We start from the raw sequence: 16,774 nt of genomic DNA on the forward strand, positions 1-16,774 counted from the left end.
ACTGCGAAGGAAGCCCGTGGCTGCCAGTTCGGAATCGTCAGCATCGTCATCACGCTCGACTTCTGATCCTGTGTCCGGGCAAGCCGACTTCGTCGTCGTCGCGAACCGACTCCCCGTCGACCTCGAACGCCTTCCGGACGGCACCACGCGCTGGAAGCGCAGCCCCGGTGGCCTCGTCACCGCGCTCGAGCCGATCCTGCGCCGCAACAAGGGCGCATGGGTCGGCTGGGCGGGGGTCGCGGACGCCGAGCTCGATCCCGTCGTCGAGGACGACCTCGAGCTCTACCCCGTTCCGCTGAGCGCTGCGGAGATCGCCGACTACTACGAGGGCTTCTCCAACGCCACCCTCTGGCCGCTCTACCACGACGTCATCGTCAAGCCCGAGTACAACCGCGACTGGTGGAACGCGTACGTCGAGGTCAACCGGCGCTTCGCGGAGGCCACGTCGAAGGCGGCCGCACACGGCGCCACGGTGTGGATCCAGGACTATCAGCTGCAGCTCGTTCCGAAGATGCTGCGCATGCTCCGCCCCGACCTCACCATCGGGTTCTTCCTGCACATTCCGTTCCCGCCGGTGGAACTGTTCATGCAGATGCCGTGGCGCACCGAGATCATCGAGGGCCTGCTCGGCGCCGACCTGATCGGGTTCCACCTCCCGGGCGGTGCCCAGAACTTCCTGTACCTGGCCCGCAAACTCGCCGGTCAGCAGACGTCCCGCGGCAACGTGGGCGTCCGCTCCAAGCTGGGCGTCGTGCAGGTGGGGTTCCGCACGGTGCGCGTCGGCGCGTTTCCGATCTCCATCGATTCGGGCCAGCTGGACGAACAGTCCCGGTCCAAGTCGATCCGGGACCGCGCCAAGAAGATCCGCAAGGAACTGGGCAATCCCAAGCACATCATGCTCGGCGTCGACCGCCTCGATTACACGAAGGGCATCGACGTCCGCCTCGCCGCGCTGCACGAACTGCTCGACGAGCAGCGCATCGATCCCGCCGACACGGTGATGGTGCAGCTGGCCACGCCGAGCCGCGAGCGGGTCGACAGCTACGTGCAGATGCGCGACGACATCGAACGCAAGGTGTCGCGGATCAACGGCGAGTACAGCGAGGTCGGCCGGCCGGTGGTGCACTACCTGCACCGGCCGATCCCCCGCGAGGAGCTGATCGCCTTCTTCGTCGCCGCCGACGTGATGCTGGTGACTCCGCTGCGTGACGGCATGAACCTCGTCGCCAAGGAGTACGTGGCGTGCCGCAGTGATCTCGGCGGTGCGCTGCTGCTCAGCGAGTTCACCGGCGCGGCCGCCGAACTCCGTCAGGCGTTCCTGTGCAATCCGCACGATCTCGACAGCGTCAAGGACGCGATGGAGCAGGCCCTGAACCAGCCGAAGGAGGACGGCCGACGCCACATGCGGGCCCTGCGCAGGCAGGTCCTCGCACACGACGTCGACCGGTGGGCCAGGTCCTTCCTCGACGCCCTCGCTCACGGCGGCGCCGCCGGCCCGGCACTGATCGCTCCCGCCGAGGCTTCCGAGTCCGACTACAACGAGGACGCGACCGAGGAGAACTGACCGTCCCGGCTCAGCTGACCGGACGTCACCAGGAAGGCGACGAAGTCGCGGATCGTCTCGTCGGCGGGACGCGGAACGTAGCCGAGTTCGGACCGCGCCTTGGTGCCGTCGATGACGGGCGCCGCGAGCAGCGCCGCCATCGCCGACCGCGACAGCACGTCGGAGCCGAACCGGGTCCCGATCGGTTCGGCGATCGGCAGCACGCGTTCGATGACACTGAGTGGGAACGAGTACAGCGGCCCCCGACGACCCGCCGCACGCGCAGCCCTCCTCACGGCATCGTGCATGCCGAGCATGTGCCCCGAGATCAGATAGTTCTCACCGGTCCGGCCCTTCTCCCCGGCTGCGATCAGTCCGGCGGCGACGTCGCGGACGTCGACGAAGTCGAACCCGCCCTGCACCGCCGCGGGAACGCGGCCGCGAGCGGCGTTGCGCAGCAACGCGTTCACCCGCGACAGTCCGTAGTCGACGGGCCCGTACACCCCGGTGGGATTGCAGATCACCGCGTCGAGCCCGGCCTCGACCACCTCGCGGAGTTCGATCTCGCCCGCCCATTTGGACCTGTCGTACACCGGGATCGACGCGTCGACGGACCGGGGCGAGTTCTCGTCGAGCGTTCCGCCGCAACTGCTCTGATCGAAGGAGTGCACGGAACTGCAATGCACCATCCGCCGAACACCCACTGCGAGAGCGGCTTCGGCGACGGTCCGGACGCCCTTGGTGTTGACGGTCCAGGCCAGGTCGTCCTTCTGAGCGAGGGTGATCATCGCGACCAGGTGGTAGACCACCTCGGCGCCGTCCAGCGCCCGCTTCATGGATTCGACGTCGAGCACGTCGGCGTTCACCCACGTGACCCCGTATTCGGGTGCGTACCGGGAACGCACGCGGTCGATTGCGGTCACCTCGTGCCCCGCCTCGACCAACAGATTCAGCAGATTGTTGCCCACGAATCCCGCTGCGCCGGTTACTGCAACCTTCATCGACGACTCCCCGTTCGGTTGTGGCCCCGCCACGCAACGTCGTGCGTCGGCAATCGGCCAGGAGACCCCGACAGTACTAGAACTTGTTTCATTTTGCGAAGGGGGTGACCGCCTCGACGAACATCCGCACTCGTGAGATCTCATGGGAGCGGTGCGCGAACTCCAGGAGAGCCACACCCTCCCACGCGGCCGCGCGCACGGATGCCGTCACGGTGCGCCCCGCCACGATCATCTTGCTCCACTGCAGTTCACGGAGACTTCCCGCGAACTGAGCGCGAGAGAGCGGGGTACCCGGCGACAGCTCGAGAACCGCACCGGGAGCGAGCCTCTCCGACATCGCGGCCGTGTCCTGACTGCGGACGGCCGCCAGAAATCCGGTGGCGGCGTTCCTACCCGGACGTCCGACGGTTCGCAGCCCTCGCATGAAACCCGTTACACCGAGTACGCCCTGATTCGAGAGAAGTTGCGGCGCCAGCTTCACCGACGCCGCCCCGCCCCGCCACCCTGCCCTGGCCAGTTGGGCGATCATCACGGGCAGTTCCCAGTGCGCATACAACCCGTCGACGGCCACGACACCCGACTCCACCACGAGGTCGTAGCGCAGGTGCATCGGCACCGTCAGCACCACTCCCGTCGACATCCGGGTCTCCAGGTCGAGGTCTCGGACCACCGACATCCCGCACACCACGTCCCGCGTCACATGGAACGTGATCGAATTGGGGGCGATGAACGTGTCGTAGAACCGTTCGATCGCTGCCGTGCCGACGTGTGGCCGCGAGCCCACCGGGTCGTTGACCCGGGCGCCGTCCGAGAACAGCCCGACCCACGCGGCTCGGTCGTGCGCCGCGACCGCGGACGGTGAACGCCCAACGGCATCAAGCAGTTCCGCTACGGTCGGCGTGGGGTCCGGCACCGCTACACCGGGGTCAACTGATCGACGAGCCAGCGGTCGTCGACCTTCTGCAGCGACACCCGCACGCGGCTGCCCGACGTTCGGGCGTCGGGAGCGTCGGCGCTCGTCGTCGTCTGGTTGAGGTACAGCAGGACCACCGCCTCGTCGGGTGTGGTCGACACGGGCGCGGCGGCCTGCACCGACACCTGCACGGTGAGTTGTTTCTCCTTCGCGCCCGGCGCGATGGTTTCCTGCACGAGTGTGGTGTAGTCGTCCCGGAACGAGCCGGTGAGTCCGTCTGCGGCAGCAGCCAACTGGTTGTCGACGTCGGCGAAGTCGTACGCCAGCATCGCGACCGCCTGCTTGCCCGCGGCGTCGACGGCGTCGATGCGCGCCTGCTCCGAGAGTTGATCCTGCCGGTGGCCGTACCAGAGGAAGCCCACTCCGACGGCGAGCACAACCACCACGACCGCGGCCGCGATCTTCAGCGCTGCCTGCTTGGTGACGGCGAACTTTCGCTTGTCTTCGTTGTTGTCGCTCATGGGACGAACTCCACCTTCGATGCGGTCAACTTGCCGTCGACGTCGCTGACCGTCACTCGCATCCGGAAGTCGCGCGGTGAGGGTTCCGGTTGCTCCTTGCTGCTCACCATCGTCCGGGCGGCCACCAGGACGTTCGCCGAGATCGACGTCTCGCTCCCGTTCTCGACGCCGGCCTCGATGACCTGGCCCTCGGTGGTCACATTCGCGTCCTGCACGACGCCGACGAACGGATCCTCACGGCCCTGGAACTCTTCGAGGAACTGACCCGACGCGCCGGCGATGATCCGGTCGACGTCTTCCTTCGCGGTCTCGGGATGGATGGTCGTCAGGTTGAGCACCGTCTGCCGGGCCGTGTCGACGAAGGCCTGACGGCGATCGTCCCGTTCCCGTGCGGACTGTCGGTCGAGCAGCAGCATCACCGCCGCGACGACCAGTGTGACGACGACGACCGCGGTAACGCCCCACGCGAGCAACGACTTCAGGGGACGACGCTGCTTCGGTGCGTCGAGCGCCGGAGCGTCCTGGGAAGCCGTCTTCGTCGTCGGGACCTTCTCCGACTCGGGCTCGGCTTTCGAGTCTGCCTGCTTGGCGAGGACCACCGGCTTCGGCGCCGCGGTCTCCCCCACCGGCGGGCCGGCGTGCCGGACTGCCCTTCGCCTGCTCCGGTCCTTCGCCGCGGCTGTCTGCTCGGTCGCCTGCTCCGCGGAGTCGGTTGCGCGCTCGTCTGTGCTGGAACTCAAATCTGCTGACCTGTCATCATCGTCTGCCACGTCGAGTCCTTTCCCTGCACCGCCAGATCCGGTTGGGTGTACGTCTTTCCATCCGAACCAATGAAGCTACCGGTGGCCGGGTCGTAGGGCACGGCCGCGACCGGTGCACCCGCGACGCCTTCGTAGGAACTCGGAACGGCTGTGTACGAGGGTACATCCGGCGGCATGATCGGCCCGTACGGCGGGTTGTTGCCCGACGCCTCCCAGCCCTCGCGGCACGCCTCGACCGTCGGCGCGCGACGTCCCGGGAACTCCATGCACGGCAGGTTCCGCGCGCCACGCACCACGGCCGGGTCGTCCGGAGCGGCCTTGCAGTACAGGTCGTTCGGTGTCGCGATCGGGTCGGTCTGATCTCCCGACCGGCGTTGCTCCGGGGGCAGGAATCCCGTCGTGCAGGCCGGCGGGTCGTGCAGTTGCAGCGCGAAGTCGACGATCGCGCCGTCCTCCACCGGCCCGCCTGTCGCCGCCGTCACGAGCGCCGCGGTCAGGGGCGGGTAGATGACCAGAACCTGCTCGATGCTCTTGTTGTAGATCACCCCGACCTGGCCGACGCTCACCAGGTTCCGCAGCAGAATCGGCAGTGTCGGCTGCAGGTCCTGGAACAGCTGGGTGGCCTCCTGCGCCGTTCCCGGGCCCTTTTCCAGCACCGACCGCAGGCTCGGGTCGCTCGCCCGCAACTGGTCGGTGAACGTCACCAGGTCCTGGGTCCACGACCGGATGGCGTCGCTGCTGACCGTCTGGGTGTCGAGCAGTGGGCCGACCTGGTCGATCAGGGCCTTCGTCGCGTCGCTGTTCGCGTCGGCTTCCTCCACGAACAACCGGGCCGAGTCGATGAGCCGCTGCAGGTCGGGGCCCGACCCGTTGAACGCCGTGAACGCCTCGTCGATCACCGTCTGCAACCTGGTGTCCGAAATACTCGCGAGCAGTTCGTCCGCCTGGTCGAGCATCTCGCCGACGTCCTGCGGAATGGTGGCACGATCCAACGGGATCACGTCGCCGTTCGCGAGGTACGGGCCGTCGGCCTCGGCGGCGCCGTCCCGGGGGATCAGATCGACGTACTGCTCGCCGACCGCCGACACGCTCTTGACTACCGCGTCGACGTCGGCCGGAATCTTGTAGTCGCTGTCGAGCGACATCTTCGCTTCCACACCGTCGCCGGTGAGCGTCACGTTCTCGACGACACCGATGTTGGTGCCGCGATAGGCGACATTGGCGTGCGAGTAGAGCCCACCGGTGGACGGCAGTCGGACACTCACCTCGTAGCGCCCGACGCCGAACAGCACCGGCACCTTCACGTACTGGATCGACATCACAACGAGCCCGATGACGGTGAGAATCGAGAAGATGATCAGCTGAATGCGAACGAATCTCGTCATTCTCATGGTGTCGGCGCCCCTCCCAGTTGCGGGGGAAGGCCCGGTATCTGCGGCAGTCCGGGTATCTGCGGAAGCCCCGGAATCACCGGCGGTGCGGGTGCCGGTTTCGGAGCCGGCTGCAGGGGTGCCTGCAGCGGATCGCCCGACTGCCCGGCCACCCCGGCGAGCGATCCCACGGCGCCCTCGACGCCGCCGAGCGATCCGCCGAGTCCGGTGCCGGTCAGGAAGTTGCTGTCGACGCGTTCGTTGGTCATGTCGATCGTCATCATGAGGTTCGCGTAGTCACCCTGAATCGCCTTGTCCATCGTCTTCATCGGGAAGGGGTACGTGAGCATCAGGGTCAGCACCTCGGTCAGCGCGCTACCCGAGTTGGCGAGTTCACGCAGCACCGGTGTCAGGTTTGCCAGGTTCGCTTTCAGTTCCTCGCCGCTGTTCTCCACGAGACGGGAAGCGGTGTCGCTGAGCTTGCCCACCTCGACCAGCGCGGTGGTGAGGTTCTGCCGTTGGGTGACGAGCACTTCCAGCGCGGGCGGGATGCCGTCCAGCGCCGCGTCCAGGGTGGCCTTCTGCTCGTTGACGGTGCCCGCCAGCCGGTCGAGCCCCTCCATCGCGCCGATGATGTCTCCGCGCTGCTGATCCAGGCTCGTGACGAGCTGGTCGAGCTGCGGGAGAAGATCCCGGATCGAGTCCTCCCGGCCACCCAGTGCGGCGTTGAGTTCCTGGGTGATGTCGTGGATCTGGGCGATGCCGCCACCGTTGAGTACCACCGACAGCGACGACAACGTCTGCTCGGTGGTCGGGTAGGCGCCCGCCCGCTCGATGGGGATCACGTCACCGTCCTCGAGCCTGCCCTCGGGCTCGGTGTCGGTCGGCGGAGCCAGTTCGAGGTGCTGCGAGCCGAGGAGGCTGGTCTGGCCGATCTTGGCGGTCGCGTTGGCAGGCAGTTGGACGTCGCCGTTGATCGAGACGGTGACCAGTGCGTGCCAGTCCTGCACGTCGATGCCCGTCACCGAACCCACCGTCACGTCGTTCACGCGGACCGGCGAGTTCTGCGACAGCGTCGTGACATTGGGCATCTGGATCTCGACCGTGTAGGCGTCGTCGCCCTGCCCCTCGGTGCCCGGCAGCGGAAGCGAGTTCAGCCCTTCCCACTCGCACCCGGTCAGGGTGAGGGACAACGTGATCGCCACGGCCGCGACGGCGCCGCGACGCACCCGTGTGTGCTTCGTCATCGCCCACCTCCCGGCTGCAGCAGATCGTTCAGGTCCTTGGGCACGGCGACGGTCGGCATCCCGGCGAGGGTCCCGGTCATCGGCGGCGCGGACCGCGGGGGTACGGAGGCCTCGAGACTCGGCGGGGTGAATTCGATCTGGTCGGGGAAGGCGTTCACACCCGTCGTCGGGTTGGTGAGTATGGGCAGGTAGTTCGCCGTCAGCGAGTTCAGGACCGGCGACAGGTACTGGGTGCACAGGTCCGCGCTCCGGTTCGCCTCGTTGGCCTGCAGGCTCTGGATGGCACCGCACATGAAGTTAACAGGGTTCCCGAAGTTCGCCATTGCGACCGCACCGACCAGTGAACCCTGCGCCGGCTTGTAGATGTTGCTGAAGTTGGCCAGCGCCGTGGGCGCGACGTGGAGCACCTGCTCGATCTGCGGCCTCTTGTCGGCGAGCACCTGGGTGGCGTCGGCCAGGCGGCCGACCTGTTCGCTGAGACTTGCCCGGTTCTCCACGACGAACCGGTTGACGTCGCCGAGTGCGAGGTCGAGATCGTTCAGGGCGGTTCCGAGTTCGTCGGAGTTGGTGGCAAGCATGTTCGACACGGACGCGAGCCTGCCCTCGAACTGGACGATCTGTTCGTTGCTCGACGAGAGAGCCGCCACGAACGTCTGCAGGTTGCGGATGGTGGAGAACAGGTCGGTCCGGCCGTCGGACAGGGTCCGCATGGTCTCCGACAGTTCCCGCAGCGTGTTCCGCAACGACTCTCCGTTGCCGTCGAGGTTATCGGCCGCGGTGTCGATGAACGTGCCGAGCGAGCCTTGCGGGTCGGCGCCCTGCGGTCCGAGCGCCTCCGACAGCTTGTTCAGCTCGGTCTTGATCTCGTCCCACTCCACCGGGACGGCGGTGCGCTCCACGGGGATGCTCGCACCGTCGCCCATCGTCGGCCCACCCGCGTACACGGGTGTGAGCTGGACGAACCGTCCCGACACCAGGCTGGGTGCGACGATGACGGCCTTCGCGTCGGCGGGAATCTCGACGCTCTTCTTCACGTTCATCGTGACCCGCGCGAAGTCGGCGCCGGGCTCGATCGAATCGATCGTCCCCACCTTCACACCGAGGACGCGGACGTCGTCGCCCGAATACAGCCCGGTGGTCGCCGGGAAGTACGCGGTGATCGTGTTCTGGAAGAGTTTGGGCACGAACATCACTGCGGCGCCGACGATCAGCACCACCACGACCGCCGCGACGCCGCCGCGGATCAGCCACTTCTTCCGCGTGTTGGTGATTTCCGGGTTCGTCGTCATCGCGGCGGTTCCCTCAGCTCGATGGACGGACCTGTCTGCAGGTAGGCCTGGAGGTCGTTGGGGAGATGCTCCGGCCACGTCACCGCGTCGCTGAGCCCCTGGAACAGGTTGCCGATGCCGATGTTGTAGACGTACGCCATGAAGAACGGGCCGCTACCGACCGACTCGCCGAGCTGAGTGGCGTACGGCGCGAGGCCGTCGAGAGCCTGCGAGATGTTGTCCTTGTTCCGCTGCAGGACGTCGACCACCGAGTTCAGCTTGTCGAGCGTCGGTTTCATCTGCTCCTCGTTGTCCTGGACCAGTCCCGTGAGCTGCCGGGACACCGCGGAGATGTTCACGATCAGCTGGCTGATCGCCGTGCGGCGACGGTCGAGCTCGCCGAACAGCTGGTTCCCGTCGACGATCAGCGAGTTGATCTGCCCGCTGCGCTCGGCGAGGATTCCCGTCACGTTCTCGGCACGCGAGAGCAGCTGTCGCAGCGTCTCGTCCCGCGAATTGATGCTCTCCGACAGGCGGGACAGGCCGTCCAGTGCGGTGCGCAACTCGGGCGGTGTGTTCTCGAGAGCGCCGGACATCGCGTTCAACGCGTTGTTGACCTCGTCGGTGTCGAGTTCGGAGACGGTGTTCGACAGATCGCCGAGCGCGTCGTTGAGAGAGTACGGAGAGTTGGTGCGCTCCAACGGAATCGTCGAGCCCACCGGCATCGTGTCGTACCCGAGCGGGGTGACGGCCAGAGACTTGCGTCCGAGAACGGTGTTCGTCTTGATGTTCGCTTCGGTGGCGTCGCCGAGGGCGACGCCGTCCTGGATCGTGAACGTGACGAGCACGTGCTGACCGTCGAGTTCGACCTCGGCGACCTTCCCCACGTCGACGCCGGCGAGCGTCACCGTGTCGCCGGTCATCAGCCCACCCGCGTCCTCGAAGTAGGCGGAGTACTGCGTTCCGCCCGAAAGGAATTGCAGCTGATCATATTGCAGGGTGGCGATCACGATCATGCTCGCGATGGCGACACCGATGATTCCCACCTGTACGGGATTACGCTCGCGCTTCATGGCTACGGTGCACACCTCCCTGCCGTCTGACCGCCCGGCATGTTGAGGAGCAGATCCGATCCGTCCGGGCCGGAGAACTTGAACTTGACCGTGCAGACGTACATCTGGAAGAAGCTGCCGTACGTGCCGATGCGGATGAGCCGCCGGTAGGCGTCGGGCAGATTCTGGAGCACCCAGTCGAGGTCGTCCTCCCCCGCCTGGAGCTGAGTTGCGGTGCGATTGGCCTCGGCGATCGTGCTCTGCAACGGTGGCCGCACACCTTCGAGCAGATTCGCGAGATCCCCCGTCGCCCCGGCGATGCGGGGAATGGCGTCACCGATCTGATCGCGGTCCTGGGACAGCCCGCTGACCAACTGCTGCAACTGGTCGAGCGTCGACCGGAACTGATCGCCGCGGTCGTTGATGGTGCCGAGGACCTGGTTGAGGTTCGTGATCACCTCGCCGATCAACTGGTCCCGGTCGGCCAGGGTGTTCGTGAACGAACTCGTGCTCCCGAGGAGCGAGACGAGCGTTCCGCCCTGCCCCTGGAACACCTGGACGAGGGCCTGGGACAGGTCGTTGACCTGCTGCGGGTCCAATGCCCGCAGCAACGGTTTGAACCCACCCAGCAGAAGGTCGAGATCGAGTGCGGGAGAGGTGTTCTCGACCGGGATGGATCCACCGTCCGGCAGGGGTTCCACCGATCCGGCACCTTCGAGAAGTTCCATGTACCGGTCGCCGACGAGGTTCTCGTACCGCACCGTGGCCTTGGTCCCGTCGAACAGCGAGTACTTGGTGTCGACGGTGAAATCGACGTCGGCGAGGTTGTCGTCGTCGATGCTCACCTTCTCGACGGCGCCGACGGGGACGCCGGCGATGCGCACCTTGTCGCCGGGCTTGAGCCCGGACACGTCGGTGAACGTGGCGTGGTAGCCGTCGGAACTGCTGAACCGGTACTGGCTGAACACCAGGGCGAGTCCGGCGAAGATCACCGACATCACCGTCGCGAAGATCAGCAGTTTGACCGTGGTCGCTCGCACAGTCACTGCCCACCCTGCCCGGGGTACACGCCCGCGAACAGCAACTGGAACACCTTGGGCAGGTGCACCTGGACTTGTGTCGACGGCACGAACGGCACCGTTCCGGTGTCGGCCACGACGAAGTTCGCATGCTTGCTGAGATCGGGGTTGGGAAGACCGTGGCAGTTCGGCCCACCTGTCGCGTTCACTTTCGGCAGGTCCTTCGGATAGGTGTACGGCTCCTGCCCGTACATGAAGCTGGCGCTCAGCGCGATACCCGGCTGATTGCCGCCGATGAGCTGTTCGGCGAGGGGGATCACGTTGTTCAGGCCGACGATGAAGCAGGAGATCTCGGGCGAGTACTCGGCCAGCAGATCCGTCGTCGGGAGCAGCAGGTCGAGGGAGGAGTTCAGGTTCTGCTCGTTCTCGGTCAGCACGGTGTTCGCCGTGTCGGCCAGCCCCGTGACGTTGAGCAGGACGGCATCCAGGTTGTCCTGTTCGTCGACGACGGTGGCGCTGGTGGCCGTCGCGTTGTCGAGTACCCGCAGCAGATCCGGTGCGGTGTCGGCGTACACGTCGGTGACCTGCGCGGCCTTCGCCAGATCTTCCTGCAGCTGAGGCAGACTCGGATTCATCTTCGCCAGGTAACTGTCGCTCTGCTCGAGCAGGGCGCCGAGTTCTTCGCCGCGTCCGCGCAACGCCGAGGAGATGGCCCCGAGCGTGGCGTTCAGCTTCTCCGGCTGCACCTGGGTCAGTACGTCCGACAGGTGCTGGAAGACCGTGTTGAACTCGACGGTGACGTTGTCGGACGCGATGACGGCCCCCGGCTGGAGATGGGTGGACGCCGGGTTCTCCGGCATCACGAAGTTGACGTACTTGGCGCCGAACACGGTGGTGGACTTGATCTCCACGGTGGCGTTGGAGGGTATCAGCGACATCATGTCGGGATACATCGCCAGTTTCAGCTCGGCGCCGTCCGTCACGTGCTCGATGGAGCCGACGCGGCCGACCTCGACGCCGAGGAGCTTGACCTTGGCGTCGGGTTCCATCACCAGCCCGGAGCGATCCGACGTGACGGTGACGGGCGTGGACTCGCTGAAGGTTCCGTTGAACATGGCCAGTGACACACCGATGATCGCGAGAAGACTCACGACGAGGACGAGTGCCGCGAGCTTCTTCTTCCCACCCGAATCAGTCATCTACCGGCACTCCTATCCCGAAAGGTTGAAGTTGCCGGACCCGCCGTAGATGGCGAGCGAGATGAGCAGGGTGACGGTGACGACGGCGATCAGCGAGGAGCGCACCGCGTTGCCGACGGCCACACCGACACCGACCGGACCGCCCGAGGCGTTGAAACCGTAGTAGGTGTGGATGAGCATGATCGCGATCGCCATGACGATGGCCTGGGCGAACGACCACAGGATGTCCGTGGGTATCAGGAACGTCGAGAAGTAGTGGTCGTACACGCCGGACGACTGGTCGTACAGCACCACCGTCGCGAACCGGCTGGCCATGAACGACGCGATCACCGCCAGGGCGTACAGCGGGATGATGGCGATCATGCCCGCCATGACACGTGTGCTGACCAGGTACGGGATCGACGGGATCGCCATCGTCTCGAGCGCGTCGATCTCCTCCGAGACGCGCATGGCGCCGAGCTGGGCGGTGGAGCCGGCGCCGATGGTGGCCGCCAGCCCGATGCCCGCGATGACCGGTGCCGCGATACGCACATTGATGAAGGCCGCGAAGAAGCCGGTGAGGGCTTCGACGCCGATGTTGCCGAGCGAGCTGTAGCCCTGCACCGCGATGGTGCCGCCGGTGAACAGGGTCAGGAAGCCGACGATGACGACGGTTCCGCCGATCACGGCGAGAGCACCCGTGCCCATGCTGATCTCGGCGATGAGCCGCAGCGTCTCCTTCGGGTAGTGCATCAGGGCGCGGGGCGCCCATCCGATGGCACGCGCGAAGAACAGCGCCTGCTCACCGAGCCGGTCGATCGAGCGGGACGCCGACGCGAACCGTCTGCGAGTTCGGGGAAAGCGCCCGGCCGCCGCTAGTGCCATCTACTCCACCACCATGTCGATCATCCTGCCGTCAGCTTGATGCCGACGGCGGTGACGAGAACGTTGACCACGAAAAGGGCCATGAACGAGAACACGACGGTCTGGTTGACGGCGTCACCGACGCTCTTCGCGCCACCCCTGACGTTCAGGCCGAGGTAGGCGGCGACGAGGCCGGCGATCATGCCGAACAGACCGGCTTTGACTTCCGAGATCACGAGCTCCCCGAATCCGGTGAGCAGGGTGATGCCGTTGACGAACGCACCCGGGTTGACGTCCTGGATGTAGACCGAGAAGACGAAGCCGCCGAGGATGCCGATCGTGCAGACCAGCCCGTTGAGCAGGAGCGCCACGACGGTCGACGCCAGCACACGTGGCACGACCAGGCGGTGGATCGGATTGATGCCCAGCACCCGCATCGCGTCGATCTCTTCGCGGATGGTGCGGGCGGAGAGGTCTGCGCAGATGGCGGTGGCGCCTGCACCAGCGACGATGAGCACGGTGACGATTGGACCGACCTGGGTCACGGTGCCGAGAGCGGCGCCGGCGCCGCTGAGGTCGGCGGCGCCGATCTCACGGAGGAGGATGTTGATCGTGAAGCTCACCAGCACCGTGAACGGGATGGCCACCAGCACGGTGGGCACCATCGAGACCCGGGCGACGAACCACGCCTGGTCGACGAACTCGCGACGCTGGAAGGGCCTCGAAAAGACTGCCCTCAACGTTTCGCCCGACATCGAGAAGAACCCGCCGACCGCACGCAACGGCACCTCGAGGAGGTCTACCATCCGTCCTCCTCGTCCATGATCTCGCCCAGCACCGACTGTCAGTTCGAGCCCAGCCCCCCGGCGGTCTGTGACTCAGGTCATATTAACTAGAACGTGTTCACCTGTCAAAGGTGGTCACTCATCAGCATGAATCGTCCCACATTCAGCACGCCCCGAGGGCCGAATTCGACCGAAACGCCGGGCGTGTCTCCGTCCGATCAGACTTGACAATTCGCGCCGTGCGGAAATCCGAGTAGCGGACCTAAGATGTTATAGCACAAGACCTTTGAACGAACGCGACCACGCTCCGACGAACTCCGGAATCGTTCCCTGCCCCAGCTCTCGGCGACCGCACACGGAGGCCGGAACCGGGAGCTCCCGGGCCGGATGGGCAGGCTCGATCGAACTGCTCGACGACAGCAGAACTAGAACACGATCTAGTCATATCCGGCACACCTCTCGAACACCCCACCACGGTCACCCGGCCCCCGTTCCGCCGCTCTTCAGTTGCCTTCAGTATCGCCCATCGCGGGCGCATTACCTGCGGAAACGACATGGAATCAACCTTCGTGTCGGTTCTTCGGCCCCGGAGACGCGGATCAGCCCAGTTCGCGTAGCGCCGCGGAGGCCGAGAACATGGTGGCAGGATCCCGATCCCCGAAGTAGTTCCCGAGTTCCGCCGCGAGCGCACCGGGTGTCCACCGACCGTCCACGGCATCGAAGCGCCGCTCCACGACCGGTGCCGCCATCAACGCCACCATCGGGCCGTAGACGACGAAGACCTGACCGTTCACGGAGTCGGCGGCGGGCGATGCGAGGTAGGCGACCAGCGCGGCCACATGCTCGGGCGACAACGGGTCGACCCCCTCGGCCGGCGCCTCTCCGAAGACGTTCTCCGTCATCGACGTGCGGGCGCGGGGGCAGATCGCGTTGGCTCGGACGCCGTACCGGGACAGCCCACGGGCCGCCGACAGCGTGAGCGCCGTGATGCCTGCTTTGGCGGCGCCGTAGTTCGCTTGCCCCTCGGGGCCGAGCAGTCCTGCCTCGGACGAGGTGTTGACGATGCGCCCGTATACCGGCGCGCCGGCCTCCTTGGACTTGCCCCGCCAGTACGACGCGGCTGCGCGGCACAGCAGGAAGTGGCCGCGCAGGTGAACCTTCAGCACCAGATCCCAGTCCTCGTCGGACATGTTGAACAGCATGCGATCCCGCGTGATGCCCGCATTGTTCACCAGGATGTCGAGGCTGCCGAGCCGGCTCTGCGCCGCCTCCATGATCGCGTCGGCGGTGGACCGTTCCCCGATGTCGCCGGCCACCAACTCGACCTTCGCGCCCAGGCCCCGGATCTCCTCGAGCGTGGCCTCCACGGCGTCGTTCGCGACCAGGTCGTTGACGACGACGGACGCACCCGCGCGGGCCAATGCGATCGCCTCGTACTTCCCGAGGCCGGATCCGGCGCCGGTCACGACGGCGACCTTGCCGTCCACGTTCACATCGCGGTCAGCCACAGCATTCATGAACACGCTCTCCTGGTTCTGTGCACTCGCCGCAGGTCGCGAACCACGACACGGCGGTAGGTCGACGTCACTGTAGAACGTGTTCTCATTCCGGGCAACAATCCTCAGGGGTGCTCGGTGAGTGCGGCCCTCGGACACTGGGCGATCGCCGTACGCACGTCTTCCTCCCGGTCAGCGGGAGGAACGGCACTCGAAATGTGCAGCTGATCGTCGTCGTCGAGCTCGAAGATGTCGGGTGCGATCCCCACGCACACACCATTGGCCTCGCAACGGTCGAAATCGACTCTGACCTCCATGGCAACCCTCACTTCTCCTCGTCTCGTCACTCGCGGATCCGGGTGCCGCCGGGCTGCGGCGCACTCCGTTCCTGCGATAACACTAGAACCTGTTCCAGTCGTGTGCAATGATTCGTTCCACGACTGCGAGCACGCCTACCGGGCACGCTCCGGGGCCGGCCGGGGCCGACTCCGCGAATGCACCGCAGAGACTGGAACCTGTGCCAGATTTCAGCTGATTCCGCTCTCGGACTGGAGAGGTATTTCGATGCACATCACCTACACACCGCAGCAGCAGCAGCTGCGGGAAGAGCTGCGCGCGTACTTCGCGAAGCTGATGACGCCGGAGCGTCGAGAGGCACTGGCCGCCACCACCGGCGAATACGGCGAGGGCAACGTCTACCGCGACGTCGTCGCCCAGATGGGCAGGGACGGCTGGCTGACGCTCGGGTGGCCCAAGGAGTACGGCGGCCAGGAACGGTCGGCCATGGAGCAGCTGATCTTCACGGACGAGGCCGCCATCGCCGGCGCCCCGGTCCCCTTCCTCACCATCAACTCGGTGGCGCCGACGATCATGCACTTCGGCACCCCCGAGCAGAAGGCGTTCTTCCTGCCCAAGATCTCGGCCGGCGAACTGCACTTCTCCATCGGCTACTCCGAGCCCGAAGCGGGCACCGACCTCGCCAGCCTCCGGACCACCGCTGTCAAGGACGGCGACGATTACGTCATCAACGGCCAGAAGATGTGGACGAGCCTGATCGCGTACGCCGATTACGTGTGGCTGGCGTGCCGCACCGATCCCGAAGCCAAGAAGCACAAGGGCATCAGCATGCTGATCGTCCCGACCACCGCCGAAGGCTTCTCGTACACCCCGGTCCACACGATGGCGGGTCCGGACACGAGCGCCACCTACTACCAGGACGTGCGGGTTCCGTCGTCCGCGCTGGTCGGCACCGAACACGGCGGCTGGGCACTGATCACCAATCAGCTCAACCACGAGCGCGTCGCCCTGACATCCGCCGGGCCGGTCCTCACCGCCCAGCGTGAAGTGCGCGAATGGGCGCAGAACACCAAGTTGCCGGACGGGCGCCGCGTCATCGACCAGGAATGGGTGCAGATCAATCTGGCTCGGGTCCACGCCAAGGCCGAGTACCTCAAGTTGATGAACTGGGAGATCGCCTCGTCTACCGACCACGCGCCGGGCCCGGAAGCGGCGTCGGCCAACAAGGTCTACGGCACGGAGTTCGCCACGGAGGCGTACCGGCTGCTGATGGAGATCCTCGGACCTTCGGCCACGCTGCGGCAGAACTCCCCCGGGGTCCTGCTGCGCGGGCGACTCGAACGGATGCACCGGTCGTCGCTGATCCTCACGTTCGGCGGCGGAACCAACGAGGTGCAGCGCGACATCATCGCCATGACCGCCCTCGGCCTGCCCCCAGCGAAGCGTTAGGACTACGACA

Annotated in this window: 16 protein-coding genes; 2 read left to right on the plus strand and 14 right to left on the minus strand. The window is 66.2% G+C overall.

All coding sequences use genetic code 11. The features are described 5' to 3' along the window. Positions 1 to 16: 16 nt before the first annotated feature. On the plus strand, positions 17 to 1,564 hold the full coding sequence (locus GO592_RS26040) for an alpha,alpha-trehalose-phosphate synthase (UDP-forming) (RefSeq protein WP_039952904.1): 1,548 nt from the start codon (positions 17 to 19) through the stop codon (positions 1,562 to 1,564). Here GO592_RS26040 and GO592_RS26045 read toward each other — a convergent pair. From GO592_RS26045 to GO592_RS26110, 14 genes are all read right to left on the minus strand, one after another. Beyond that, on the minus strand, positions 1,534 to 2,544 hold the full coding sequence (locus GO592_RS26045) for an NAD-dependent epimerase/dehydratase family protein (protein WP_007300942.1): 1,011 nt from the start codon (positions 2,542 to 2,544) through the stop codon (positions 1,534 to 1,536). The two genes, GO592_RS26040 and GO592_RS26045, sit on opposite strands and share 31 nt — an antisense overlap. 88 nt (positions 2,545 to 2,632) lie before the next feature. Further along, positions 2,633 to 3,457 carry a nuclear transport factor 2 family protein gene (locus GO592_RS26050; protein WP_007300941.1) on the minus strand — a complete coding sequence of 275 codons (825 nt, stop codon included), beginning with the start codon at positions 3,455 to 3,457 and terminating at the stop codon, positions 2,633 to 2,635. A 2-nt stretch (positions 3,458 to 3,459) separates the two neighbouring features. After that, positions 3,460 to 3,978 (minus strand): hypothetical protein, encoded by a 519-nt coding sequence (locus GO592_RS26055; protein WP_007300940.1) that lies wholly within the window; start codon positions 3,976 to 3,978, stop codon positions 3,460 to 3,462. Further along, the gene (locus GO592_RS26060; RefSeq protein WP_007300939.1) at positions 3,975 to 4,718 is read right to left on the minus strand and encodes a hypothetical protein; all 744 of its coding nucleotides are present in this window, start codon (positions 4,716 to 4,718) and stop codon (positions 3,975 to 3,977) included. The genes GO592_RS26055 and GO592_RS26060 overlap by 4 nt, the downstream gene beginning before the upstream one ends. Then, positions 4,715 to 6,130: an MCE family protein gene (locus GO592_RS26065; protein WP_039952902.1), complete on the minus strand. Its 1,416-nt coding sequence runs from the start codon at positions 6,128 to 6,130 to the stop codon at positions 4,715 to 4,717. Before GO592_RS26065 ends, GO592_RS26060 begins: the two co-directional genes overlap by 4 nt. Then, the gene (locus tag GO592_RS26070) at positions 6,127 to 7,356 is read right to left on the minus strand and encodes an MCE family protein (protein ID WP_007300937.1); all 1,230 of its coding nucleotides are present in this window, start codon (positions 7,354 to 7,356) and stop codon (positions 6,127 to 6,129) included. Before GO592_RS26070 ends, GO592_RS26065 begins: the two co-directional genes overlap by 4 nt. Continuing rightward, positions 7,353 to 8,645, minus strand: a complete 1,293-nt coding sequence (locus tag GO592_RS26075) for an MCE family protein (RefSeq protein WP_005262885.1) — start codon at positions 8,643 to 8,645, stop codon at positions 7,353 to 7,355. Before GO592_RS26075 ends, GO592_RS26070 begins: the two co-directional genes overlap by 4 nt. Continuing rightward, a complete protein-coding gene (locus GO592_RS26080; protein ID WP_007300936.1) occupies positions 8,642 to 9,697 on the minus strand; it encodes an MCE family protein in 1,056 nt (351 codons plus the stop codon). The genes GO592_RS26075 and GO592_RS26080 overlap by 4 nt, the downstream gene beginning before the upstream one ends. Before the next feature lie 2 nt (positions 9,698 to 9,699). Continuing rightward, positions 9,700 to 10,722, minus strand: coding sequence for an MCE family protein (locus tag GO592_RS26085; RefSeq protein ID WP_005562660.1), 1,023 nt, complete (start codon positions 10,720 to 10,722; stop codon positions 9,700 to 9,702). Continuing rightward, entirely contained in the window at positions 10,719 to 11,894 is a 1,176-nt protein-coding gene (locus GO592_RS26090) for an MCE family protein (RefSeq protein WP_007300935.1), read from the minus strand. The genes GO592_RS26085 and GO592_RS26090 overlap by 4 nt, the downstream gene beginning before the upstream one ends. A gap of 12 nt (positions 11,895 to 11,906) precedes the next feature. Beyond that, positions 11,907 to 12,758, minus strand: a complete 852-nt coding sequence (locus GO592_RS26095; RefSeq protein ID WP_005262888.1) for an MlaE family ABC transporter permease — start codon at positions 12,756 to 12,758, stop codon at positions 11,907 to 11,909. 20 nt (positions 12,759 to 12,778) lie between these two features. After that, the gene (locus tag GO592_RS26100; protein ID WP_005262890.1) at positions 12,779 to 13,543 is read right to left on the minus strand and encodes an MlaE family ABC transporter permease; all 765 of its coding nucleotides are present in this window, start codon (positions 13,541 to 13,543) and stop codon (positions 12,779 to 12,781) included. 578 nt (positions 13,544 to 14,121) lie between these two features. After that, positions 14,122 to 15,039, minus strand: coding sequence for a 3-oxoacyl-ACP reductase (locus tag GO592_RS26105; protein ID WP_039952949.1), 918 nt, complete (start codon positions 15,037 to 15,039; stop codon positions 14,122 to 14,124). Positions 15,040 to 15,143: 104 nt separating this feature from the next. Further along, complete coding sequence (locus GO592_RS26110; protein ID WP_005262894.1) at positions 15,144 to 15,335, minus strand: ferredoxin; 192 nt, start codon at positions 15,333 to 15,335, stop codon at positions 15,144 to 15,146. A 247-nt stretch (positions 15,336 to 15,582) separates the two neighbouring features. Between GO592_RS26110 and GO592_RS26115 the strand changes: the two genes are divergently transcribed. Next, on the plus strand, positions 15,583 to 16,764 hold the full coding sequence (locus GO592_RS26115) for an acyl-CoA dehydrogenase family protein (protein WP_007300933.1): 1,182 nt from the start codon (positions 15,583 to 15,585) through the stop codon (positions 16,762 to 16,764). The last annotated feature ends 10 nt before the right edge of the window (positions 16,765 to 16,774 follow it).

The sequence above is a fragment of the Rhodococcus sp. 21391 genome, assembly GCF_016772255.1.
In the GTDB taxonomy this organism is placed as follows: Bacteria; Actinomycetota; Actinomycetes; order Mycobacteriales; family Mycobacteriaceae; genus Rhodococcus_F; species Rhodococcus_F opacus.